The organism is Lysinibacillus sp. FN11 (genome assembly GCF_024628845.1).
Taxonomy (GTDB): domain Bacteria; phylum Bacillota; class Bacilli; order Bacillales_A; family Planococcaceae; genus Lysinibacillus; species Lysinibacillus capsici.
This window is the reverse complement of record NZ_CP102383.1, coordinates 4,115,213-4,136,298: the sequence shown is the minus strand read 5'-3', so window position 1 is coordinate 4,136,298 and position 21,086 is coordinate 4,115,213. Positions and strand designations below refer to the sequence as shown.

Genomic DNA, 21,086 nt, shown 5'->3' with positions numbered 1-21,086 from the left:
AATATGGTCAAACTTATTTTTCAAATTAGCCGGGCAGGATTTAACGCCCTGCCTGGCTTTTTCTTTTAATAAATCATTCTATTTCTAATCCTTTGCCAAAGAGGCAATCTTTGCAAACGATTATCGAGCTGCGTAAAAGAGTCTTTATAAAGACCTATACTAGAGGGAGGTAGGCTCCTTGATAGACGTTAATGAATTTGAATATATGAAAATTGGTTTAGCATCACCTGACAAGATTCGTTCTTGGTCATATGGAGAGGTTAAAAAACCTGAAACAATTAACTACCGTACACTAAAACCAGAAAAAGATGGTTTATTCTGTGAGCGTATTTTTGGTCCAACTAAGGACTGGGAGTGTCACTGTGGGAAATATAAACGTGTACGCTATAAAGGCGTAGTTTGTGATCGTTGTGGCGTTGAAGTAACACGTGCTAAAGTTCGTCGTGAACGTATGGGGCATATCGAATTAGCAGCACCAGTTTCTCATATCTGGTACTTCAAAGGTATTCCTAGCCGTATGGGTCTAATTTTAGATATGTCACCTCGTGCTCTTGAAGAAGTTATCTATTTCGCTTCATACGTTGTGATCGATGCAGGTGCTACTAATTTAGAAAGTAAACAATTACTTTCTGAAAAAGAGTATCGTGCATACCGTGAAAAATTCGGTAATACATTCGAAGCATCAATGGGTGCAGAAGCAATCAAAAAATTATTAGGTAAAATCGACCTAGAAGATGAAACACAATCTTTAAAAGAGGAGTTAAAATCTGCTCAAGGTCAAAGACGTACTCGTGCCATTAAACGTCTAGAAGTTGTTGAATCTTTCCGTAACTCAGGAAACTCACCTGAATGGATGATTCTGGATGTACTACCTGTTATTCCACCAGAGCTTCGTCCAATGGTGCAATTAGATGGTGGTCGTTTCGCGACTTCAGATTTAAACGATTTATACCGTCGTGTAATTAATCGTAATAACCGTTTAAAACGTTTATTAGATTTAGGTGCTCCAAGCATCATCGTACAAAATGAAAAACGTATGTTACAAGAAGCTGTTGATGCATTAATCGATAATGGTCGTCGTGGACGTCCTGTAACAGGTCCTGGTAACCGTCCATTAAAATCACTTTCACATATGTTGAAAGGTAAACAAGGTCGTTTCCGTCAAAATCTACTTGGTAAACGTGTTGACTACTCTGGTCGTTCTGTTATCGTAGTAGGTCCAAACTTAAAAATGTACCAATGTGGTTTACCAAAAGAAATGGCTATTGAATTATTCAAGCCATTCGTTATGAAAGAATTAGTAGAGCGTGGTCTTGCTCATAACATTAAATCTGCTAAACGTAAAATCGAACGTTTAAATAACGACGTATGGGACGTTTTAGAAGATGTTATCCGTGAGCATCCAGTATTACTAAACCGTGCACCAACGCTTCACCGTCTTGGAATTCAAGCATTTGAACCAACACTAGTTGAAGGTCGTGCTATTCGTCTTCACCCATTAGTATGTACAGCCTATAATGCTGACTTCGATGGTGACCAAATGGCGGTTCACGTACCATTATCAGCTGAAGCTCAAGCTGAAGCTCGTCTTCTAATGCTTGCTGCACAAAACATCCTGAATCCAAAAGACGGTAAACCAGTTGTAACACCTTCTCAAGATATGGTATTAGGAAACTACTACTTAACACTTGAACGTGAAGGCGCACGCGGTGAAGGTACTGTTTTCTATGGTCCAAATGAAGTTTTAATTGCCTATGATACAGGTCATGTACACTTGCATACACGTATCGCAATAAAAGCAAGTTCATTAAATAATCCAACATTCACTGAAGAACAAAATAATATGTTCTTATTAACAACTGTTGGTAAAGTAATCTTTAATGAAATCTTGCCGGAATCATTCCCTTATATTAATGAGCCAACTGATTTCAACTTAGAGCAAGTAACACCAGAAAAATACTTTGCTAAGTTAACAATTGATGAAGAAACACTTAAAGAGCTTGAATCAGATAATGCTTATAATAATTTAGATGAAAAAGGGAAAATTGATGCACAACGTACAGCTGTATTGCGTAAATACTTTGCATCAGTACCTGTTGTAAATCCATTCCGTAAGAAATTCTTAGGAAATATCATTGCTGAAGTATTTAAACGTTTCCACATTACGGAAACATCTAAAATGCTTGACCGTATGAAAAACCTAGGTTTCAAATATTCAACACGTGCAGGTATTACTGTAGGTGTATCTGACATCGTGGTATTACCTGATAAAGGTGAAATTTTAGCAGAAGCTCAAGAGAAAGTAGATAAAGTTCAAGCGCAATTCCGTCGTGGTTTCATTACTGAGGATGAGCGTTACGATCGCGTAATTTCAAGCTGGAGTGCTGCAAAAGATGAAATTCAAGCGAAGCTGATGAAGTCACTTGAGAAAACAAACCCAATTTTCATGATGTCTGATTCAGGTGCCCGTGGTAATGCATCTAACTTTACTCAGCTAGCTGGTATGCGTGGTCTGATGGCCAACCCAGCTGGTCGTATTATCGAACTTCCAATCAAATCTTCATTCCGTGAAGGTTTAACAGTATTAGAATACTTCATCTCAACTCACGGTGCTCGTAAAGGTCTTGCCGATACAGCCCTAAAAACTGCCGATTCAGGTTACTTAACACGTCGTCTTGTTGACGTTGCACAAGATGTTATCGTTCGTGAAGATGACTGTGGTACTGACCGTGGTTTAACGATTGGTGCATTAATGGAAGGCACAGAGTTAATTGAAGCTCTAGATGAACGTATTGTTGGTCGTCATACGAAGAAAACAATCTTCCACCCTGAAACTGGTGAAGTAATTCTTGCAAAAGACGGTTTAATCGACCAAGATATCGCTCGTGCAATTATCGAGGCGGGTATTGAAGAAGTGACAATCCGTTCAGCATTTACATGTAATACAAAACACGGCGTTTGTAAAAAATGTTACGGCATGAACTTGGCGACAGGTGAGAAGGTTGAAGTTGGGGAAGCAGTTGGTATTATTGCTGCTCAATCAATCGGTGAACCAGGTACACAGTTAACAATGCGTACATTCCATACAGGTGGGGTTGCCGGAGATGATATTACACAAGGTCTTCCACGTATCCAAGAGATCTTTGAAGCACGTAATCCAAAAGGTCAATCTGTTATTTCAGAAATCGCTGGTACGGTTTCAGATATCACAGAAATTCGTGAAGGCTTAAAAGAAATTACAATTCAAGGTGACGTAGAAACTCGTAAGTATCAAGCACCTTATAACGCACGTTTGAAAGTTATCGAAGGTGATAATGTAGAACGTGGTCAAGTTTTAACAGAAGGTTCTATCGATCCAAAACAATTGCTAAAAGTCAAAGACGTTTCAACTGTTCAAGAATATTTATTAAAAGAAGTTCAAAAAGTATACCGTATGCAAGGGGTAGAAATTGGGGATAAACACATTGAGGTAATGGTTCGCCAAATGCTTCGAAAAGTGCGTGTAATTGAAGCTGGAGATACAGAATTACTACCTGGCTCATTATTAGATATCCACCAATTCTCAGAGGCAAACGTAGACGCTGTTATGAATGGCAAAAACCCTGCAACTTGTCGTCCTGTTATCCTGGGTATTACAAAAGCTTCTCTTGAAACAGAATCATTCTTATCTGCAGCATCGTTCCAAGAAACAACACGTGTGTTAACAGATGCAGCAATTAAGGGTAAACGTGACGAGCTTCTTGGATTAAAAGAGAACGTAATTATCGGTAAACTTGTTCCTGCAGGTACTGGTATGCAACGTTATCGTCAAATCCGCATCGAAAAAGATGAGCTTGACACAGAAGTCGTTTCTGCTGAATAAACATTAAAATTAGGCCGAAGAGATGCATATTTTCATCATCTCTTCGGACTTTTTCAAGATATTAGTTGACAGTGTAAATGAGTAATGATAATATATTGAAGGTTGATAGTTAACTGTCTGTACTTCGGAGGATATGTAAATGTCTTATGATAAAGTAAGGGCTAGTCAAACAATCATAGGTACAAAGCAAGCAGTAAAAGCAATGCGAGCTGGTTCAGTGAAAGAACTATTTGTGGCACTTGATGCAGACAATTGGGTAACCGATTCGGCCATATCTTTCGCGAGAGAAATCGGTATACCAGTTATTCTTGTTGAGTCCAAAAAGGAACTGGGCAAAGCCTGTGGAATCCATGTTGGAGCTGCGGTAGTTGCGATTACTGTAGAGTAGTTTTTGTGTAAAATGCACAAAGACTTTGTTTTTACCCAAAAAATGAACCACCTGGATGTGTGGTATTAAAAAAGAAGGAATGAAGGGAGGAAAAATCGATGCCTACAATTAACCAATTGGTACGTAAGCCTCGTAAATCTAAAATCACGAAATCAAATTCACCAGCGTTAAACAAAGGATATAACTCATTTAAAAAATCTTTAACTGATGTTAAATCTCCACAAAAACGTGGTGTTTGTACTCGTGTAGGTACAATGACGCCTAAAAAACCAAACTCAGCGTTACGTAAATACGCTCGTGTACGTTTAACTAACCAAATCGAGGTTACAGCGTACATTCCTGGTGAAGGCCACAACTTACAAGAGCACAGTGTTGTTCTTATCCGTGGCGGTCGTGTAAAAGACTTACCGGGTGTTCGTTACCATATCGTTCGTGGTGCTCTTGATACTGCTGGTGTAAACGGTCGTATGCAATCACGTTCTTTATACGGTACAAAACGCCCTAAAGAAAAAAAATAATTTAAATCAAACAATATATTTACTCAATGAAAGGAGGAAAACACATGCCTCGTAAAGGTCCTGTTTCCAAACGTGACGTGTTACCAGATCCAATTTATAATTCAAAACTAGTAACTCGTTTAATCAATAAAATGATGATTGATGGTAAAAGAGGTACTTCTCAAAAGATTTTATACGGTGCGTTCGAACTAGTTAAAGAACGTTCTGGTCAAGATCCAATCGAAGTATTCGAAGCTGCTCTAAATAACGTAATGCCAGTTCTTGAAGTACGTGCTCGCCGTGTTGGTGGTTCTAACTACCAAGTACCAGTTGAAGTACGCCCAGAACGTCGTACAACTTTAGGTCTTCGTTACCTAGTTAACTATTCTCGTCTTCGTGGTGAAAAAACTATGGAAGAGCGTTTAGCTAACGAAATCCTTGATGCTTCTAACAACACTGGTGCATCAGTTAAGAAACGTGAAGATATGCACAAAATGGCAGAAGCGAACAAAGCATTCGCTCACTACCGTTGGTAATCTAAACATAGCATAAGCCCAATATGGAAGGAGAAATACCTAATGAAACGCGAATTCTCACTAGAGAATACTCGTAATATTGGGATCATGGCTCACATTGATGCTGGTAAAACAACAACAACTGAGCGTATCCTTTATTACACAGGTAAGATTCACAAAATCGGTGAAACTCATGAAGGCGCTTCTCAAATGGACTGGATGGAGCAAGAGCAAGAACGTGGTATCACAATCACTTCTGCTGCGACAACAGCTCAATGGAAAGGCAACCGCGTAAACATCATCGATACTCCTGGACACGTAGACTTCACTGTAGAAGTAGAACGTTCATTACGTGTACTTGACGGCGCAGTAACTGTACTTGATGCTCAATCTGGTGTTGAACCTCAAACAGAAACTGTATGGCGTCAAGCTACAACTTACGGTGTACCACGTATCGTATTCATTAACAAAATGGATAAAATGGGTGCAGATTTCCTATATTCTGTAGGTACTTTACATGAGCGTTTACAAGCAAATGCTCATCCAATCCAATTACCAATTGGTGCGGAAGATGAGTTCAAAGCAATTATTGACCTAGTTGAAATGGATGTAACTTACTACGATAACGAAGAAGGTACAGCATTACGTGAAGGTCAACCAATTCCTGAAGAATTCCAAGCGCAAGCTGAAGAATACCGTGAGAAGTTAATCGAAGCAATCGCTGAAGTTAACGAAGAAATCATGGAAAAATACTTTGCTGGTGAAGAAATTACAAAAGAAGAGCTTAAAGCGGCTATCCGTAAAGCGACAATCGCTGTAGAATTCTACCCAGTAATCTGTGGTACAGCATTCAAACACAAAGGTGTTCGTAAAATGCTTGACGCAGTTATCGACTACTTACCATCACCAGTTGATGTACCAGCTATTAAAGGTACAACTCCAGATGGTGATGAAACTGAACGTCCATCATCAGACGAAGCGCCATTCTCAGCTTTAGCATTTAAAGTTATGACTGACCCATTCGTAGGTAAATTAACGTTCTTCCGTGTGTACTCTGGTGTTCTTGAATCAGGTTCATACGTACAAAACTCTTCAAAAGGTAAACGTGAACGTGTAGGTCGTATCCTACAAATGCACGCTAACAGCCGTGAAGAGATTTCAAAAGTATTTGCTGGTGATATCGCAGCTGCTGTAGGTCTTAAAGATACAACAACTGGTGACACTCTTTGTGAAGAGAAAAACCTTGTTATCCTTGAGTCTATGGAGTTCCCAGAACCAGTTATCTCTCTTTCTGTAGAACCAAAATCAAAAGCTGACCAAGATAAAATGGGTCAAGCTTTACAAAAACTACAAGAAGAAGATCCAACATTCCGTGCACATACAGACCAAGAAACTGGTCAAACAATTATCTCAGGTATGGGTGAGCTTCACCTTGATATCTTAGTTGATCGTATGCGCCGTGAATTTAAAGTAGAAGCTAACGTAGGTGCTCCAATGGTATCTTACCGTGAAACATTCCGTGGCTCTGCTCAAGTTCAAGGTAAATTCACTCGTCAATCTGGTGGTCGTGGTCAATACGGTGACGTATGGATCGAATTCTCTCCAAATGAAGAGGGTAAAGGCTTTGAATTTGAAAATGCTATCGTTGGTGGTGTAGTACCACGTGAATATATTCCAGCTGTAGAAGCAGGTCTTCGTGACTCGCTTGACCGCGGTGTAATCGCTGGTTACCCATTAATCGACATCAAAGCGAAATTATTCGATGGTTCATACCATGATGTTGACTCAAACGAAATGGCATTTAAAATTGCTGCATCTATGGCACTTAAAGCTGCTGCATCAAAATGTAGTCCAGTTCTTTTAGAGCCTATGATGAAAGTTGAAGTTGTAATTCCTGAAGAATATCTTGGTGATATCATGGGTAACATCACTTCTCGCCGTGGTCGCGTAGAAGGTATGGAAGCTCGCGGTAACGCTCAAGTTGTTCGTGCGATGGTTCCACTTTCAGAAATGTTTGGATATGCAACAACTTTACGTTCTGCAACGCAAGGTCGTGGTGTATTCTCAATGGTATTCGATCATTATGAAGAAGTACCAAAATCAATCTCTGAAGATATCATCAAAAAAAATAAAGGTGAATAATTGAAATTTCATCTTGCATAAAGTATAACTAATTTGTAAGCTATGATTGCAGGATAGGGGATGGGCCCGTTCTCTATCAGCATTCATTCTATAAATTTTAAATCTAAAACATACAATTTTGAGGAGGCAATCTCTAATGGCTAAAGAAAAATTTGACCGTTCTAAAACGCATGCTAACATTGGTACAATCGGACACGTTGACCATGGTAAAACTACTTTAACTGCTGCAATCGCTACAGTTCTTTCTAAAAAAATGGGTGGTACAGCTAAATCTTACGCTGATATCGATAACGCTCCAGAAGAAAAAGAACGTGGTATCACAATCAATACTTCTCACGTAGAGTACGAAACTGAAACTCGTCACTATGCACACGTTGACTGCCCAGGACATGCTGACTATGTTAAAAACATGATCACTGGTGCTGCTCAAATGGACGGCGGTATCTTAGTAGTATCTGCTGCTGACGGCCCAATGCCACAAACACGTGAACACATCCTTTTATCTCGTCAAGTAGGTGTTCCATACTTAGTAGTATTCATGAACAAATGTGATATGGTTGATGACGAAGAATTATTAGAATTAGTAGAAATGGAAATCCGTGACCTACTATCTGAGTATGACTTCCCAGGTGACGATATTCCTGTAATCAAAGGTTCTGCTCTTAAAGCTCTTGAAGGTGAACCAGAATGGGAAGAAAAAATCGTTGAATTAATGGACGCTGTAGATTCTTACATCCCAACTCCAGAACGTCAAACTGACAAACCATTCATGATGCCTGTAGAGGACGTATTCTCTATTACTGGTCGTGGTACAGTTGCAACTGGCCGTGTTGAACGTGGTCAAGTTAAAGTTGGTGACGTAGTTGAAATCATCGGTATCGCTGAAGAAGCTAAATCTACTACTGTAACTGGTGTAGAAATGTTCCGTAAATTATTAGACTATGCTGAAGCTGGTGATAACATCGGTGCTTTACTACGTGGTGTTGCTCGTGAAGAAATCCAACGTGGTCAAGTATTAGCTAAACCAGGTTCAATTACTCCACACACTAACTTCAAAGCTGAAGTTTACGTTTTATCAAAAGAAGAGGGTGGCCGTCATACTCCATTCTTCTCTAACTACCGTCCTCAGTTCTACTTCCGTACAACTGATGTAACAGGTATCTGTAACTTACCAGAAGGCGTTGAAATGGTAATGCCTGGTGATAACATTGAAATGACAGTTGAACTTATCGCTCCAATCGCTCTTGAAGAAGGTACTAAATTCTCTATCCGTGAGGGTGGCCGTACTGTAGGCGCTGGCGTAGTTGCTTCTATCCAAAAATAATTTTAGCTTTCGCTAATTTCAAACCAATCTGTAGGGACGCCTACAGATTGGTTTTTTGTGTTAAAATAAAGAAAAATTAGAGTTTTAATTAGTGTATGTGTACATAACCACAAGCATGTCCTCTAGCGTAAATAATTAAAGGGAAAGGGGAACTGATTATGGACATGAAAATTTTGCTGATTGAAGATGATCCTTCTATCTTTGGCATGATTCAAGAACGTTTTGAACAGTGGTCGCTAAACGTGGTTGGACCTAAAAATTTTCAAAAGGTGATGGATGACTTTATAGAGGAGAAGCCACATCTCGTGCTAATTGATATTCAATTGCCTGCCTATGACGGCTTTCATTGGTGTCGTGAAATTCGTCATTTATCCAAAGTACCAATTCTTTTTCTTTCTTCTCGAGATCACCCCATGGATATGGTAATGGCCATGCAAATGGGGGCTGATGATTTTATTCAAAAGCCTTTTCATATGGAAGTTTTACTCGCAAAAGCACAGGCTATTTTACGTAGAACCTATGATTATGTTGAAGAAAAAATGGATGTTACACGTTTTAACGATGCCATAATTGATTATGCCAGAAGTGAAATTATGTATAATGGTGCCATTGCTTGCTTAACAAAAAATGAACTTTTCATTTTAAGAATATTAGTAGAACAGGCTAATCATATCGTTTCCAGAGACGAGTTAATGAGAAAACTATGGGATGACGAACGTTTCGTAAACGATAATACTTTGTCTGTAAACGTTAATCGGTTACGTACAAAGCTAGAGGATATTGGTTTACATGAGGTAATACTAACAAAAAAGGGACTTGGTTATATGGCAGTAAGCTGAGGGACGTGAGGAAAGTTGCTATTATTATTTATGAGAGAACGCTTTGCTTGGATTGGATTTTTTATTTTTACTTTGATAATTCTAAATGTGCTATTTTCTTTAGATGTTGGTTTAAATGGAATTTCTATTTGGTATGTAAACGTTAGTTTACTTGTAAGTTTTATACTCTTTTTTTGGTGTCGCTATGTCATCGAAGTTGGGAAATTAAAAGATTTCCTGGGAAATATGGATAGCCGCCTTGATGATGCACATAGAAATAGCTTAGCTTTGTCTCCTTTTCAAGAAGTATACTTTCGAAAAATGGAGGATGCCTTCTTTGAAAAGAATTTAGAGTTAAATCAAGCCAAAGTGCAGATACAGGAACATTCTGATGAGCTATTAGCTTGGGTCCATGAAGTAAAAGCACCTTTAACTGCTATTAATTTAATGTTTGAACATATTGAGGATTTACAGCTACGTCGAAAATTAGAGAATGAATGGCTAAGACTACATCTTTTGGTTGATCAACAACTGCATCAAACAAGATTATACGCTATTGAAAAAGATAATTATTTAAATGAGATTGAACTGAAGCCCATTGTTTATAAAGAAATCAGAGCTATGCAAGCATGGTGTCTTGAAAAAGGCATTGGCTTTGAAATTGGTGAACTGACAGAGACGGTTATGACAGATGGCAAGTGGCTAGCTTTTATTATTCGACAAATTCTTTCGAATGCCATCAAGTATAGCCCAGTAAATTCTGAGATAACAATCTTTACAGAACATGATTCTACAGGAGCTACATTACTACATATTAAAGATATAGGTAGGGGTATACCTTTAGACGATTTACCTAGGATTTTTCAAAAATCTTATACAGGAACAGCGGGAAGGGAATCCTCTCAATCTACAGGTATGGGTCTCTATTTAGCATCTAATGTAGCCCAAAAAATTGGTATTCGTATTAATGTTCAATCTAAAGTTGGTGAAGGCTCGCTATTTACACTACGCTTCCCCTTACAAAATGAATATGCGAAACTAACAGGTAGATGACGAAAATGTCACCTACCTTTTTATATTGTCATGTAAAACGCACGAATGATTAGGTATGACAGGGTACACTTGAACTATAGAAAGGGGCGTTATGAAGTGACAGTTTTAATAGGACGTAAAATAAAGAAAGTGTATGGGAAAAAATCAACGGCTCAAGAAGTATTAAAGGGTATTGATGTAGAGGTGAATAAAGGTGAGTTTGTAGGTATTATGGGACCTTCTGGCTCTGGTAAAACAACGCTTTTAAATGTCTTATGCTCAATTGACTTTGCGACAGAAGGTGTAATTGAGATAAACGGTCATAGTTTACGTGGTATGAAAGAAAAGGCTTTAGCAAACTTCCGACGAGAGCAGCTGGGATTTATATTTCAGGACTATAATTTATTAGATACCTTAACAGTAAAAGAAAATATTCTTCTACCGTTAGCCATCAGTAAGTTACCAAAAGCAGTTGCTGAAAGTCGAGTGAAGGAACTCACTTCTTTGCTGGGAATCTCGGAAATTTTAAATAAATACCCCAACGAAATATCTGGTGGACAAAAACAGCGTACCTCTGCTGCACGTGCACTTATTACCAATCCGTCATTGGTATTTGCAGACGAGCCCACTGGTGCACTAGATTCTAAATCAGCTACAGCCCTACTTCAAAATCTACAAAATATAAATGAAACAAAAGAGGCGACAATTATGATGGTTACACACGATGCTGTAGCTGCAAGTTTCTGTACACGTGTGTTATTTCTAAAGGATGGCCTTATCTATAGTGAACTTTATAAGGGCGATAAAACAAGGCAGGCCTTTTTCAAAGAAATCATGCATACACAAAGTGTGCTAGGCGGTGACGGGTATGAGTCTTAGTAAGTTAGTACTTCGAAGCATGAAGAAAAATATGAAACACTACTATCTATATTTCTTTGCACTTATTTTTAGTGTTACATTATACTTTTCCTTTGTCACCCTGCAAAATAATACGGAAGTGTGGGCTGCTGTTCAAATGAGTGGAACAGCTACTGCAGGATTTAAGGCAGCAACTTATATTCTTTATTTTATCGTTTTGTTCTTCGTTCTGTATGCAAACCATTTATTTATGAAGCGTCGTAGTAAGGAAATAGGTTTGTATCAACTGATTGGCATGACTAAGGGGCTAATCGTGCGTTTATTAGCGATTGAAAACATTCTGTTATTTGTTGGAGCCGTTATTATAGGTATGTTGGCAGGCTTCTTTAGCTCTCGTGTGTTTGCAATGATTTTGCTTCGTGTACTTGAAAAAGAAGCTCTCGTAACCATGACTTTTAGTACACAAGCTTTACTGCAGTCGATGATTGTGTTTACGATCTTATTGATCATCGTTCTTATACAGATGGCTTGGATGATTCATCATGTTTCATTGTTATCATTATTTAGTGCAGCAAAACAAGCAGATGAGCGTGTGAGGCGCTTTAGTGCATTACAGATGGTTATTGGCTTTTTGGGTCTTATACTGATTGCTTATGGCTACTATGCATCGACAAAGCTGTTCGATATTGAATCTGCTGGTAATTTATTTATTAATATGATTATTATTTTAGCTACTACAATCGGTGGAACATTCCTTGTTTTTCGTTTCTCTGTAGCATTTATTATGAATACTATTCGCCTAAAGAAAAAAGGGCATTTATCCATAAAGGATGTATTAGCATTAACGCCCATAATGCATCGTATGAAGAGCAATGCAAAGTCATTAACGCTAATCACCGTGTTAACAGGCGTTTCTCTAGGCGTGACGACGCTTTCCTATATCGCCTACTACTCCTCGGAAGCATCTGCATATAGCCAAGTACCTGGTGATTTCATATTGCTTGAAGAGCAAGGGGAGAGATTTTTAGAGAAGTTAGAGGAAAATAATATTGCTTATGATAAAATTGACTACCGTCTTCAGGGAGTAACCGCTGCTGTAGGTCAATTGATGTCTAAAAAACAGCAGGATAACCCTTTATATACAATGGAAGGCACAATTTATACCATACCGCTTTCAGATTATCAGCAGAGTGTTCCAGAAGCTAAGCTATCCGGGAATGAGGTTATCCTAACAAACTATGGTGGTTATATGGCTGAAATGTTCCCGTTAGAGAAAGATCATGATTTAGTAGTATCTGCAGGAGAACTTGAAGAAACTTTTCATGTCGTTGATATCCACGATAAAAGTGTGATAAGTGGTATTGTAACGGCTGGGGGTGGTGGACCTATCTTTGTTGTGACAGATGATATGTTTAAAAGTTTAACTACACAGGCAGCTCTTTATCCTTGGCATCATCAATCAACAATCACTTTAAAATCGAACGAAGATATTGCAACAGCAGAAAAATTATATATTCAATCGAATGCAGGCATTATTAAGGCTGTAGATGATAAAGGGGAGACAAAGCAATATACGCAATCATCCTATGAAGGAAAACGTAAAGACAACATTGAATCATTGGGTCTTACCATATTTACAACAGCATTTTTAGGGTTAGCGTTCTTAATGACCACAGGTAGTATTCTATACTTTAAACAAATGTCTGAGGCAGAGGAAGAACGTGATTCCTATACAATCCTACGAAAGATTGGTTTTGCTGAAAAAGATATCATGAATGGTATTTATATGAAACAGGCCTTTAATTTCGGTGTTCCATTAGTTATTGGGTTATTGCATAGCTACTTTGCTGTTAAGTCAGGATGGTTTCTATTTGGGACAGAGTTAACAGCTCCCTTGTGGATTGCAATGTGCTGTTATATAGCCCTATATACGATTTTTGCCATTCTATCGGTAGGCTATTATAAAAAGGTTGTACGTCAATCGTTGTAATATTAAATAATAAGAAACTCGGAAACAGTGTGGTGGTTATCATCACACTGTTTTTTAGTGCAAAAAAATAGAAATTACAAAAAACCTTGACTTTCAATTATCAGAATAATAAAGTTTAACATGTTAGTAATTTAGTGTATGAAAGTAGAGTGTAACAATGAATGCAGTAATTGCGGCTGTAGCCGTTATGTTAATATTAAGCTTGCTTCGCATCAATGTAGTTCTCTCGCTAGTTCTAGGAGCATTTGTAGGTGGTCTAACTAGTGGGATGGGCATTGAGTCAACTGTCCAATCATTTACGGAAGGATTAGGGGCAGGAGCAACCATTGCATTAAGTTATGGCTTACTTGGTGGTTTTGCAATCGCCATTGCCAAAACAGGAATACCCGAATTAATGATAGCGGGGATGTTAAAAATATTAAAGGGTGAAAGTAATAGAAAAGGACTGGTGAAGGTCTTAATTTTCTTCCTTATTTTTGTGATGTCTATTTTATCTCAAAATGTCATTCCTATTCATATTGCCTTCATTCCATTATTAATTCCTCCTATTTTAAAGATTTTAAATATGCTAGAAGTCGATAGACGTATAATTGCAACATTGATTGCAGTAGGCTTAATTGGTACTTATAGTTTTGTACCTGCTGGCTTTGGAGCAATCTTTCAAGATATCGTTGCTACACAAGTGTCAGAGGCAGGAATGGCTGTATCTTCACGTGATGTCCCTGCAGCAATGGGGATTCCCGTGTTAGGAATGCTAATCGGATTGATAATCGCATTTGTTGTATACCGAAAGCCAAGACATTATAAGCATAGTGAAGTGGAGACGGAATCTTTAAATGTAAACGTCAGCAAATTTATTATGTTTTCTACAGCGCTGGCACTAGTAACATCACTATGCGCTCAAGTGTTAACAGATTCAATGATTGTAGGCTCGTTTGCAGGTATTATGATTATGTATTTTACAGGTGCCCTTAAATGGCGAGAAGCCGATGATATTCTTTCTGAAGGAATGAAGATGATGGCCTTTATTGGCTTTGTTATGATTGCGGCAAATGGTTTCGCGGCGGTAATCAATGCAACAGGTGATGTGGACAGCTTAATTACAAATTCACTCACCGTATTAGAAGGAAATAGAAGTCTTGCTGTCTTCATCATGTTAGTTATAGGATTAGTTGTGACGATGGGGATTGGTTCGTCCTTCGCAACAGTGCCTATAATCGCTACACTATTTGTTCCGCTAGCACAAGGTTTTGATATGAGCCCTTTAGCGATATTATGCTTAATCGGTACAGCTGGTGCTTTAGGAGACGCAGGTTCTCCAGCATCCGATTCTACATTAGGACCAACAGCAGGCCTTAATGCTGACGGCCAGCATCATCATATTTGGGATACCTGTGTTCCTACGTTCCTTTTCATTAACATACCACTAATCCTGTTTGGTTGGATTGCCTGTGTGTTCTTTCTATAATTAAGGAGGTAGTTTCTATTTAAGTAGAAACTACTTTTCTTTTTAGAGTTATTTGAAATGTGCGAAAATGTTGATATGACAACCTTAAGTGTTGCAATATGTATAGAAATTTTATATACTAATAAACGGCTTAATAAAGCGAAGAAATAGTAGTACTAAGAATATCTGCAACATTTAAAAGAATTTAGCGAAAAGACTTGCTTATTCTTTTTTTATTGTATATAATGTTGAATGTTGGTCTTTGACTGCGATGAAGCGAGAGGTTGCCGACACACCCGGCCGCTTTGCCATGGCGGTGTGTGGGAAAATTTTCGTGGAGAATGTCTAGAAAATAGGCGAGAAGGAGGGAAAATAATGGCAAAACAAAAGATTCGTATTCGTTTAAAAGCGTATGATCACCGTATTTTAGATCAATCTGCTGAGAAAATTGTGGAAACTGCAAAACGTTCAGGTGCAAGTGTATCAGGTCCGATTCCACTTCCAACTGAGAAGTCTGTGTACACAATTCTTCGTGCTGTTCACAAGTACAAAGATTCTCGTGAACAATTCGAAATGCGTACGCATAAACGTCTGATCGATATCGTTAACCCAACACCACAAACTGTTGACGCGTTAATGAAACTTGATTTACCATCTGGCGTTGATATCGAAATCAAACTTTAATGGTAAAAACAATATAACTTTTAAAACTTACAGGAGGTGTGACAAATGGCTAAAGGAATCTTAGGTAGAAAAATTGGTATGACACAAGTTTTCGCTGAAAACGGCGATTTAATCCCGGTAACAGTTATCGAAGCTACTCCAAACGTAGTTCTTCAAAAGAAAACTGTTGAAACAGACGGCTACGAAGCAATTCAAGTTGGTTTCGAAGACAAGCGCGTTAAGCTTTCTAACAAACCAGAACAAGGTCACGTAGCAAAAGCGAACACTGCTCCTAAGCGCTTCATTCGTGAATTCCGCAACGTGAACGTGGAAGAATACGAAGTTGGTCAAGAAGTCAAAGTAGAAATTTTCGCAGAAGGCGATGTAATCGATGTAACAGGAGTTACTAAAGGTAAAGGTTTCCAAGGTGTTATCAAACGCCACGGACAATCTCGTGGTCCTATGGCCCACGGTTCTCGTTACCACCGTCGTCCTGGTTCAATGGGTCCAGTTGCTCCGAACCGCGTATTCAAACAAAAGAAATTACCTGGTCAAATGGGTGGCAATGTAGTTACAATCCAAAACTTAGAAATCGTGAAAGTTGACACAGATCGTAACTTACTACTTGTTAAAGGTAATGTTCCTGGTTCTAAAAAAGCTCTAGTTACAGTAAAAACTGCAATTAAAGCTAAGTAATCACTTAAGGAAAGGAGGAAACAGGAATGACAAAAGTATCTGTACTTAGTCAAACAGGTGCTTCAGTTGGTGAAATCGAATTAAACGATGCGATCTTCGGAATCGAGCCAAATGAAGCAGTATTATTCGACGCAGTAGTTGCTCAACGTGCTTCTCTTCGTCAAGGTAATCACAAGGTTAAAAACCGTTCTGAGGTTGCTGGTGGTGGTCGTAAACCATGGCGTCAAAAAGGAACTGGTCGTGCTCGTCAAGGTTCTATCCGTTCTCCACAATGGCGCGGCGGTGGTATCGTATTCGGTCCTACTCCACGTAGCTATTCTTATAAATTACCTAAAAAAGTTCGTCGTTTAGCTCTTAAATCTGCTTTATCAGCTAAAGTAGTAGAACAAAACTTCTTAGTTCTTGATGCTCTAACTCTAGCAGCACCAAAAACAAAAGAATTCACAAAAATCCTTAAAGATCTTTCTTTAGAGAAAAAATCTTTATTCGTAACTGCTGACCTAGATGAAAACGTAGCATTATCTGCTCGTAACATCCCAGGTGTAACAGTTTTAACTGCAAACGGAATCAACGTTCTTGATCTATTAGGTCATGATAAAGTTGTATTCACTAAGTCTGCAGTAGAAAAAGTTGAGGAGGTGCTTGGATAATGGAAGCACGTGATATTTTAAAACGTCCGGTCATTACTGAGCGTTCTTCAGAACTTATGGCAGAGAAAAAGTATACTTTCGAAGTAGACACTCGCGCTAACAAAACTCAAGTAAAAGACGCTGTAGAAGAAATCTTTGGCGTAAAAGTTGAGAAAGTAAACGTTCTTAACTACAAAGGTAAATTCAAACGCGTAGGCCGTTACGGTGGTTACACTAACAAACGTCGTAAAGCGATCGTTAAATTAACTGCTGATAGCAAAGAAATTGAATTATTCGAAATGTAATCCTAACGGATTTATGATTTGAACACTCAAGAAGGAGGGAAAACACAATGGCGATTAAAAAGTATAAACCTACCTCTAATGGTCGTCGTAACATGACGTCATTAGACTTTGCGGAAATTACAACTAACAAGCCTGAGAAATCATTGCTTGAACCAACTAAACGCAAAGCTGGTCGTAACAACCAAGGTAAAATCACTGTTCGTCATCATGGTGGTGGTCATAAGAAGCAATACCGTGTTATCGATTTCAAACGTGTTAAAGATGGCATTCCGGCAAAAGTTGCTACTATTGAATATGATCCAAACCGTTCTGCGAATATCGCATTAATCAACTACGCTGATGGAGCAAAAGCTTACATCTTAGCACCAAAAGGTCTAGAGGTTGGTCAAACAATCGTTTCTGGCCCAGATGCTGATATTAAAGTAGGTAACACATTACCATTAGCAAACATTCCAATGGGTACTACAATCCATAACATCGAGTTAAAACCTGGTAAAGGCGGACAATTAGTACGTTCAGCTGGTACTTCTGCGCAAGTACTTGGTCGTGAAGATAAGTACGTTATCGTTCGTTTACAATCTGGTGAAGTACGTTTAGTTTTAGCTACTTGCCGCGCTACAATCGGTCAAGTTGGTAACGAACAACACGAACTTGTACACATCGGTAAAGCAGGTCGTAGCCGTTGGTTAGGTAAACGCCCAGAAGTTCGTGGTTCTGTAATGAACCCTAACGATCACCCACACGGTGGTGGTGAAGGACGTTCTCCAATCGGACGTAAATCACCAATGACTCCTTGGGGTAAACCAGCACTTGGTTACAAAACTCGCAAGAAGAAAAACAAATCGGATAAATTTATCATCCGTAGTCGTAAAAAATAAAGTGGTTAAACTACGGTTCTATGTGAGAGCCGTGGTGGAATCACGGAGGGAGGTTCCTACATGGGTCGCAGCTTGAAAAAAGGACCTTTTGTCGATGACCACTTAATGAAAAAAGTGGAAGCGCAAGAGGCTTCTGAGAAAAAACAAGTTATCAAAACTTGGTCACGCCGTTCTACAATCTTCCCGAACTTCATCGGTTTAACGATTGCTGTATATGATGGACGTAAACATGTTCCTGTATACGTAACAGAAGATATGGTAGGCCATAAACTTGGTGAGTTCGCACCGACACGTACTTATAAAGGTCACGGTGCAGACGACAAGAAAACAAGACGCTAATTTTGAGAGGAGGTAAATCCTAATGACACAAGCTAAAGCTATCGCTCGTACAGTACGCATTGCTCCTCGCAAAGTACGTCTAGTTGTAGACTTAATCCGAGGTAAGCAAGTTGGTGAAGCAGTTGCAATTTTACGTCATACTCCAAAAGCGGCGTCTCCAGTCGTTGAGAAAGTATTAAAATCTGCAGTTGCTAACGCTGAGCACAACTACGATCTTGACATCAACTCTTTAGTAGTTTCTGAAGTATTCGTTGACGAAGGTCCAACTTTAAAACGTTTCCGTCCACGTGCACAAGGACGTGCAAGCGCAATTAACAAACGCACAAGCCACATTACTCTAGTGGTATCTGAGAAGAAGGAGGGTTAATCCGTGGGTCAAAAAGTACATCCAATAGGACTACGCGTTGGTATTATTCGTGACTGGGAGTCAAAATGGTACGCTGAAAAAGACTATGCAACTCTACTTCACGAAGACATCAAAGTGCGTAAATATATTGAAACGGCTCTTAAAGACGCTTCAGTTTCTAAAGTAGAAATCGAACGTGCTGCAAACCGTGTAAACATTACAATTCACACTGCGAAACCAGGTATGGTAATCGGTAAAGGTGGTACTGAAGTTGAAAACCTTCGTAAATACCTTAGCGAGTTAACTGGTAAACGTGTACACATCAACATCATTGAAATCAAACGTGCAGATCTTGACGCTCGTCTAGTAGCTGAAAACATCGCTCGTCAATTAGAAAATCGTGTATCATTCCGTCGTGCGCAAAAGCAAGCGATCCAACGCACAATCCGCGCTGGTGCAAAAGGAATTAAAACACAAGTATCTGGTCGTTTAGGTGGCGCTGATATCGCGCGTGCTGAACACTATAGTGAAGGAACTGTTCCACTTCATACTCTACGTGCTGACATCGATTATGCACACGCAGAAGCTGATACTACTTACGGTAAATTAGGCGTTAAAGTATGGATCTACCGTGGTGAAGTTCTTCCTACGAAGAAATCTGTGGAAGGAGGCAAATAATATGTTATTGCCTAAACGCGTTAAATACCGTCGTGAACACCGCGGCAACATGCGTGGCGAAGCGAAAGGCGGAAAAGAAGTAACTTTCGGCGAATGGGGCTTACAAGCTCAAACTGCTAGCTGGATTACTAACCGTCAAATCGAATCTGCTCGTATCGCGATGACTCGTTACATGAAACGTGGCGGTAAAGTTTGGATTAAAATCTTCCCACATAAACCTTACACTAAAAAACCTCTAGAAGTCCGCATGGGTTCTGGTAAAGGTTCTCCTGAAGGTTGGGTAGCAGTAGTTAAACCAGGAAAAGTAATGTTCGAAATTGCTGGCGTATCTGAAGAAGTTGCACGTGAAGCACTTCGTTTAGCATCACACAAACTTCCTGTTAAATGTAAGATCGTAAAACGTCAAGAAACTGGTGGTGAATCTAATGAAAGCTAATGAAATCCGTGACCTTGCTACTTCTGAAATAGAATTAAAAGTGAAATCACTGAAAGAAGAGCTTTTCAACCTTCGCTTCCAATTGGCGACTGGTCAATTAGAAAACACAGCTCGTATTCGTGAAGTGCGTAAAGCAATCGCGCGTATGAAAACTGTTATTCGTGAAAGAGAAATCAGTGCAAATAACTGATAAAGGAGGTTTTCAAGTATGACTGAGCGCAATCAACGCAAAGTTTACACGGGCCGCGTTGTTTCAGATAAAATGGACAAAACTGTTACTGTTTTAGTTGAAACTTACAAAAAGCACAAGCTTTATGGTAAGCGTGTAAAATACTCTAAAAAGTTTAAAGCTCATGATGAGTTAAACACAGCGAAAATCGGTGATATCGTACGTATCATGGAAACTCGCCCGCTATCAGCTACTAAACGTTTCCGTCTAGTAGAAGTTGTAGAAAAAGCGGTTATTATTTAATAACTATTTCGGAACAACCAATTTCCGAAGGGAGGTAACCTAAGTGATCCAACAAGAAAGTCGTATGAAAGTTGCTGACAACTCAGGTGCACGTGAAGTTCTTACAATTAAAGTGCTTGGTGGCTCTGGCCGTAAAACTGCTAACATCGGTGATATCGTTGTTTGTACAGTTAAGAAAGCAACACCAGGTGGCGTTGTCAAGAAGGGTGACGTTGTTAAAGCTGTTATCGTTCGTACTAAATCAGGCGTTCGTCGTAAAGACGGCACGTACATCAAATTTGATGAAAATGCTTGTGTAATTATTCGTGATGATAAATCACCACGCGGAACTCGTATTTTCGGACCTGTTGCACGTGAACTACGTGACAGCAACTTCATGAAAATCGTTTCTCTAGCTCCAGAAGTTCTTTAATTTCATGACAGTGCCAATCAAGGAGGTGCGACAGCATGCATGTAAAAAAAGGTGACAAGGTTAAGGTAATCACTGGTAAGGATAAAGGCAAAGAAGGCGTAATCCTTGCTGCTTTCCCAAAACAAGATCGCGTTCTTGTTGAAGGTGTGAATATCGTGAAAAAACACGTTAAACCTAACCAATTGAATCCACAAGGTGGTATTGTTAGCCAAGAGGCTGCAATTCACGTTTCGAACGTAATGCTAATCGATCCTAAATCTGGCGAGCCGACTCGTGTAGGTTATAAAATCGAAAACGGTAAAAAAGTTCGTGTAGCAAAAAAATCAGGTGCAGTAATCGACTAATTAGTATAAATAGAA

24 protein-coding genes are annotated in these 21,086 nt (G+C 39.1%); all 24 read left to right on the top strand.

Annotated features, from left to right (window positions below):
* Positions 1-178 precede the first annotated feature (178 nt).
* The 24 genes from rpoC to rplX all read left to right on the top strand — a co-directional run bounded on the left by rpoC (position 179) and on the right by rplX (position 21,071).
* Positions 179-3,862 (top strand): DNA-directed RNA polymerase subunit beta', encoded by a 3,684-nt coding sequence (gene rpoC, locus NP781_RS21815; RefSeq protein WP_221682384.1) that lies wholly within the window; start codon positions 179-181, stop codon positions 3,860-3,862.
* A 139-nt stretch (positions 3,863-4,001) separates the two neighbouring features.
* The gene (locus NP781_RS21810) at positions 4,002-4,250 is read left to right on the top strand and encodes a ribosomal L7Ae/L30e/S12e/Gadd45 family protein (protein ID WP_004233607.1); all 249 of its coding nucleotides are present in this window, start codon (positions 4,002-4,004) and stop codon (positions 4,248-4,250) included.
* A 98-nt stretch (positions 4,251-4,348) separates the two neighbouring features.
* On the top strand, positions 4,349-4,768 hold the full coding sequence (gene rpsL / locus NP781_RS21805; protein ID WP_004233609.1) for a 30S ribosomal protein S12: 420 nt from the start codon (positions 4,349-4,351) through the stop codon (positions 4,766-4,768).
* Between the two features lie 44 nt (positions 4,769-4,812).
* Positions 4,813-5,283 carry a 30S ribosomal protein S7 gene (gene rpsG, locus NP781_RS21800; RefSeq protein ID WP_004233610.1) on the top strand — a complete coding sequence of 157 codons (471 nt, stop codon included), beginning with the start codon at positions 4,813-4,815 and terminating at the stop codon, positions 5,281-5,283.
* 42 nt (positions 5,284-5,325) lie between these two features.
* Positions 5,326-7,404 (top strand): elongation factor G, encoded by a 2,079-nt coding sequence (gene fusA, locus NP781_RS21795; RefSeq protein ID WP_048395562.1) that lies wholly within the window; start codon positions 5,326-5,328, stop codon positions 7,402-7,404.
* Between the two features lie 136 nt (positions 7,405-7,540).
* Entirely contained in the window at positions 7,541-8,728 is a 1,188-nt protein-coding gene (gene tuf, locus NP781_RS21790) for an elongation factor Tu (RefSeq protein ID WP_004233614.1), read from the top strand.
* A gap of 164 nt (positions 8,729-8,892) precedes the next feature.
* Positions 8,893-9,567: a response regulator transcription factor gene (locus tag NP781_RS21785; RefSeq protein WP_257522565.1), complete on the top strand. Its 675-nt coding sequence runs from the start codon at positions 8,893-8,895 to the stop codon at positions 9,565-9,567.
* Between the two features lie 15 nt (positions 9,568-9,582).
* Complete coding sequence (locus NP781_RS21780) at positions 9,583-10,599, top strand: sensor histidine kinase (RefSeq protein ID WP_257520818.1); 1,017 nt, start codon at positions 9,583-9,585, stop codon at positions 10,597-10,599.
* A 96-nt stretch (positions 10,600-10,695) separates the two neighbouring features.
* Entirely contained in the window at positions 10,696-11,457 is a 762-nt protein-coding gene (locus tag NP781_RS21775; RefSeq protein ID WP_004233621.1) for an ABC transporter ATP-binding protein, read from the top strand.
* The gene (locus NP781_RS21770) at positions 11,447-13,426 is read left to right on the top strand and encodes an FtsX-like permease family protein (RefSeq protein WP_257520817.1); all 1,980 of its coding nucleotides are present in this window, start codon (positions 11,447-11,449) and stop codon (positions 13,424-13,426) included. The genes NP781_RS21775 and NP781_RS21770 overlap by 11 nt, the downstream gene beginning before the upstream one ends.
* A 157-nt stretch (positions 13,427-13,583) precedes the next feature.
* Positions 13,584-14,894, top strand: coding sequence for a Na+/H+ antiporter family protein (locus NP781_RS21765; RefSeq protein ID WP_257520816.1), 1,311 nt, complete (start codon positions 13,584-13,586; stop codon positions 14,892-14,894).
* A 354-nt stretch (positions 14,895-15,248) separates the two neighbouring features.
* Complete coding sequence (gene rpsJ / locus NP781_RS21760) at positions 15,249-15,557, top strand: 30S ribosomal protein S10 (RefSeq protein WP_004233624.1); 309 nt, start codon at positions 15,249-15,251, stop codon at positions 15,555-15,557.
* Positions 15,558-15,602: 45 nt separating this feature from the next.
* Positions 15,603-16,232, top strand: a complete 630-nt coding sequence (rplC, locus tag NP781_RS21755; protein WP_004233625.1) for a 50S ribosomal protein L3 — start codon at positions 15,603-15,605, stop codon at positions 16,230-16,232.
* 26 nt (positions 16,233-16,258) lie between these two features.
* A complete protein-coding gene (rplD, locus tag NP781_RS21750; RefSeq protein WP_004233626.1) occupies positions 16,259-16,882 on the top strand; it encodes a 50S ribosomal protein L4 in 624 nt (207 codons plus the stop codon).
* Positions 16,882-17,166 carry a 50S ribosomal protein L23 gene (gene rplW, locus NP781_RS21745; RefSeq protein ID WP_004233628.1) on the top strand — a complete coding sequence of 95 codons (285 nt, stop codon included), beginning with the start codon at positions 16,882-16,884 and terminating at the stop codon, positions 17,164-17,166. The genes rplD and rplW overlap by 1 nt, the downstream gene beginning before the upstream one ends.
* Before the next feature lie 47 nt (positions 17,167-17,213).
* Complete coding sequence (rplB, locus tag NP781_RS21740) at positions 17,214-18,044, top strand: 50S ribosomal protein L2 (RefSeq protein WP_009373990.1); 831 nt, start codon at positions 17,214-17,216, stop codon at positions 18,042-18,044.
* 60 nt (positions 18,045-18,104) lie between these two features.
* Positions 18,105-18,383 (top strand): 30S ribosomal protein S19, encoded by a 279-nt coding sequence (gene rpsS / locus NP781_RS21735; RefSeq protein ID WP_004233637.1) that lies wholly within the window; start codon positions 18,105-18,107, stop codon positions 18,381-18,383.
* Between the two features lie 22 nt (positions 18,384-18,405).
* Complete coding sequence (gene rplV, locus NP781_RS21730; protein ID WP_004233639.1) at positions 18,406-18,750, top strand: 50S ribosomal protein L22; 345 nt, start codon at positions 18,406-18,408, stop codon at positions 18,748-18,750.
* 3 nt (positions 18,751-18,753) lie between these two features.
* Positions 18,754-19,407, top strand: a complete 654-nt coding sequence (rpsC, locus tag NP781_RS21725; RefSeq protein ID WP_025116438.1) for a 30S ribosomal protein S3 — start codon at positions 18,754-18,756, stop codon at positions 19,405-19,407.
* Position 19,408: 1 nt separating this feature from the next.
* Positions 19,409-19,843, top strand: a complete 435-nt coding sequence (gene rplP / locus NP781_RS21720) for a 50S ribosomal protein L16 (RefSeq protein WP_004233644.1) — start codon at positions 19,409-19,411, stop codon at positions 19,841-19,843.
* Entirely contained in the window at positions 19,833-20,033 is a 201-nt protein-coding gene (gene rpmC, locus NP781_RS21715) for a 50S ribosomal protein L29 (protein ID WP_004233646.1), read from the top strand. The genes rplP and rpmC overlap by 11 nt, the downstream gene beginning before the upstream one ends.
* Positions 20,034-20,051: 18 nt before the next feature.
* Positions 20,052-20,315, top strand: a complete 264-nt coding sequence (gene rpsQ / locus NP781_RS21710; protein WP_004233648.1) for a 30S ribosomal protein S17 — start codon at positions 20,052-20,054, stop codon at positions 20,313-20,315.
* Between the two features lie 43 nt (positions 20,316-20,358).
* Complete coding sequence (gene rplN / locus NP781_RS21705) at positions 20,359-20,727, top strand: 50S ribosomal protein L14 (protein WP_004233650.1); 369 nt, start codon at positions 20,359-20,361, stop codon at positions 20,725-20,727.
* Positions 20,728-20,762: 35 nt separating this feature from the next.
* Positions 20,763-21,071 (top strand): 50S ribosomal protein L24, encoded by a 309-nt coding sequence (gene rplX / locus NP781_RS21700; RefSeq protein WP_004233652.1) that lies wholly within the window; start codon positions 20,763-20,765, stop codon positions 21,069-21,071.
* Positions 21,072-21,086: the final 15 nt, after the last annotated feature.

What these genes read in the sequence shown, in the direction of transcription:
- rplP (WP_004233644.1), top strand. Translation starts at nt 19,409, where the DNA reads ATGTTATTGCCTAAACGCGTTAAATACCGTCGTGAACACCGCGGCAAC.
- NP781_RS21810 (WP_004233607.1), top strand. Translation starts at nt 4,002, where the DNA reads ATGTCTTATGATAAAGTAAGGGCTAGTCAAACAATCATAGGTACAAAG.
- NP781_RS21785 (WP_257522565.1), top strand. Translation starts at nt 8,893, where the DNA reads ATGAAAATTTTGCTGATTGAAGATGATCCTTCTATCTTTGGCATGATT.
- rplX (WP_004233652.1), top strand. Translation starts at nt 20,763, where the DNA reads ATGCATGTAAAAAAAGGTGACAAGGTTAAGGTAATCACTGGTAAGGAT.
- rplD (WP_004233626.1), top strand. Translation starts at nt 16,259, where the DNA reads ATGACAAAAGTATCTGTACTTAGTCAAACAGGTGCTTCAGTTGGTGAA.
- rplW (WP_004233628.1), top strand. Translation starts at nt 16,882, where the DNA reads ATGGAAGCACGTGATATTTTAAAACGTCCGGTCATTACTGAGCGTTCT.
- rplV (WP_004233639.1), top strand. Translation starts at nt 18,406, where the DNA reads ATGACACAAGCTAAAGCTATCGCTCGTACAGTACGCATTGCTCCTCGC.
- rpsQ (WP_004233648.1), top strand. Translation starts at nt 20,052, where the DNA reads ATGACTGAGCGCAATCAACGCAAAGTTTACACGGGCCGCGTTGTTTCA.
- rplB (WP_009373990.1), top strand. Translation starts at nt 17,214, where the DNA reads ATGGCGATTAAAAAGTATAAACCTACCTCTAATGGTCGTCGTAACATG.
- rplC (WP_004233625.1), top strand. Translation starts at nt 15,603, where the DNA reads ATGGCTAAAGGAATCTTAGGTAGAAAAATTGGTATGACACAAGTTTTC.
- rpsG (WP_004233610.1), top strand. Translation starts at nt 4,813, where the DNA reads ATGCCTCGTAAAGGTCCTGTTTCCAAACGTGACGTGTTACCAGATCCA.
- rpsJ (WP_004233624.1), top strand. Translation starts at nt 15,249, where the DNA reads ATGGCAAAACAAAAGATTCGTATTCGTTTAAAAGCGTATGATCACCGT.
- rpsS (WP_004233637.1), top strand. Translation starts at nt 18,105, where the DNA reads ATGGGTCGCAGCTTGAAAAAAGGACCTTTTGTCGATGACCACTTAATG.
- NP781_RS21770 (WP_257520817.1), top strand. Translation starts at nt 11,447, where the DNA reads ATGAGTCTTAGTAAGTTAGTACTTCGAAGCATGAAGAAAAATATGAAA.
- NP781_RS21765 (WP_257520816.1), top strand. Translation starts at nt 13,584, where the DNA reads ATGAATGCAGTAATTGCGGCTGTAGCCGTTATGTTAATATTAAGCTTG.
- rpsL (WP_004233609.1), top strand. Translation starts at nt 4,349, where the DNA reads ATGCCTACAATTAACCAATTGGTACGTAAGCCTCGTAAATCTAAAATC.
- tuf (WP_004233614.1), top strand. Translation starts at nt 7,541, where the DNA reads ATGGCTAAAGAAAAATTTGACCGTTCTAAAACGCATGCTAACATTGGT.
- fusA (WP_048395562.1), top strand. Translation starts at nt 5,326, where the DNA reads ATGAAACGCGAATTCTCACTAGAGAATACTCGTAATATTGGGATCATG.
- rpmC (WP_004233646.1), top strand. Translation starts at nt 19,833, where the DNA reads ATGAAAGCTAATGAAATCCGTGACCTTGCTACTTCTGAAATAGAATTA.